The following is a 2,424-nucleotide window of genomic DNA, read 5'->3' as shown; positions in this document are numbered from 1 at the left end:
CTGATAGTGATGCTAAGTTAATCTTTTATCAACGAATAAAACTTTGCATATTGAGGAATACAATTCAATAGACTTTAAAACCTTTGTTGCAGATGAAGAACGAGAAGATAATTTAGGAATAGAATTGTCGCCTGATGATCAGTTATATGTTATTTACACTTCAGGAACTACTGGGAAACCAAAGGGAGTCAAAATTTCCCATAAAAATGTAATAAGATTACTGTTTCATGATAAGAATCATTTTTCTTTTAATAATGAAGACGTATGGCTTTTATTCCATTATTATGGTTTTGATTTCTCTGTATGGGAAATTTTTGGTGCTATTTTGAATGGAGGCACTCTTGTTATTCCAAGTTTGGAAGATGTTCATGATAACTATGCTATTATAGAACTACTTCAGATATATGGAGTTACTATTTTAAATCAAGTTCCTAGCTCGTTTTATGCTTTAATGGTCGCAATAGGAGATATACAACTACCTAAATTAAAATATATAATTTTTGGTGGTGAAGCATTAGACCCACTAAAATTAAAAGAATTTTATTATCGAAATAATCATGTGACTTTTGTAAATATGTACGGCATAACTGAAACGACTGTGCATGTGACATATAATAAAATTGAGGGGAGTGATATTGAAAAAGGAATAAGTAATATAGGCAATCCTTTACCAACGATGGGACTATACTTAATGAATGATGACCAGATTGCAGGAATAGGAGTTCCGGGAGAAATTTGTGTATATGGAGAAGGACTTTCTTCAGGCTATTTGAATAACTCTGAATTAACAAAGTGTAAGTTTGTATTTTCAAATACTCTAGAAAAAAATATATATCGTTCAGGTGATTTAGCTAAATTATTACCTGATGGTAGTATAGAGTATATGGGACGAATAGATAAACAAGTTAAAATTAATGGTTATAGGATTGAATTAAAAGAAATTGAAGGACAAATTTTAAGGAGATTCTCTAATGAAATTGATGATTGTATAGTTATAGATAAAGTTGATAGAACGGGGAAAATAAGTCTATATTCATATATTGTTTATAAAAAAGGGTTTGAGATTGACAAACAAGATCTTATTCAAGAATTAAGAAAACTACTACCTTCTTATATGATTCCTAAATTTTTTATTTCTTTACTTGAACTGCCGTTAACGAATAATGGTAAATTAGATACATCAAAATTACCTGATATTGATTTGGGAGATGTTCGAGAATTCAAAGATGCAAGGAATGAACGTGAAAAAGAAATTTTAAGGGTCTTTAGAGAAATTTTAGGTAATGATAAGTTAGGTATTTATGACGACTTTTTTGAGTTTGGAGGAGACTCCATCAAAAATATGATGCTAGTTTCTAAACTTAGGGTATTAGGTCTTGAAATTAGCACAAAAGAGGTTGTAACCAATCCAACAGTTTCGGAGATTGCTCTTGTTTGTAAAGACAGTGTACGAAACGATAGTCATTTGCCAGTTTTTGGAGAAGTTGGAAGTACTCCTATCATCTCTGATTTTTTCAATTCAAACTATATAGCTCCAGAGCACTATAATCAGTCGATATTGTTAGAGTGTAATAAGAGATTAAATTTTGAAAAGCTGAATGATATATTATCTTCTATCTTTAGATATCACGACATGCTTAGGGCAGTGATATCCAATGGAAAATTAATAATTTGTAAAGAAGATGAATCATATTTAGATTTTGAGGTTGTTAAATTTACAGCAGATAAAGAAATGGCTCAATACTTTGAAATATGTCAAAAATCATTCTCTTTTGATGGTTCTTCTTTATTTAAGATAAGATTAATTGAAATGGGAGAAAAGCAATTTTTATTTATGGTAGCTCATCATTTGATAATTGATGCTGTTTCCTGGAGAATTATAATTGATGATTTAAACTTCTTATATGAAAAAGATGAATACTCTAACGTTAAATTACCGTTAAAGACTATATCGTTTAAAAATTGGATTTCAGAGTTAGATAAATATGAACAATCAGCTGCTTTTGATAATGAAAGAACTTTTTGGAATACAACTATAGAAACTGTAAAGAATCAACCATCAATTGAAGGTGGTTCATACAGTTATAATGAAAGTAAAATAATTTTTGATAATCAAATTACAGAAAATATAATGAAAAAAGTACAGAATATTTTAGGTGCAGACAATAATGTAATTTTGTTAGCAGCTGTTATAACAGTGTTAAATAATTATTTACCTAAAAAAATCATCATTGATATGGAGGGACATGGAAGAACAATAGCAACTAAACATATTGCAAACGAGAGAACTGTAGGCTGGTTTACAGCTATATACCCAATTATCATGGATAGAGATTTAGACTATTTATCTTCAATAATTAGATTGAAAGATTCTATAAATAGGGCTAGCCAACACCAGGTAGAATTTGGGTTAATAAAAGTTCA

Annotated in this window: 1 protein-coding gene; it reads left to right on the top strand. The window is 29.4% G+C overall.

The window, feature by feature from the left end; translation table 11 throughout:
• Window positions 1–43 precede the first annotated feature (43 nt).
• A partial coding sequence (locus HMPREF0849_RS00025) for an AMP-binding protein (RefSeq protein ID WP_009013450.1) occupies window positions 44–2,424 on the top strand: 2,381 nt, incomplete at its 3' end.

Source organism: Streptococcus sp. C300 (genome assembly GCF_000187645.1).
In the GTDB taxonomy this organism is placed as follows: domain Bacteria; phylum Bacillota; class Bacilli; order Lactobacillales; family Streptococcaceae; genus Streptococcus; species Streptococcus oralis_CQ.
Note: the sequence above shows the minus strand (reverse complement) of the source record. Positions and strands in the feature narration are given on the sequence as shown.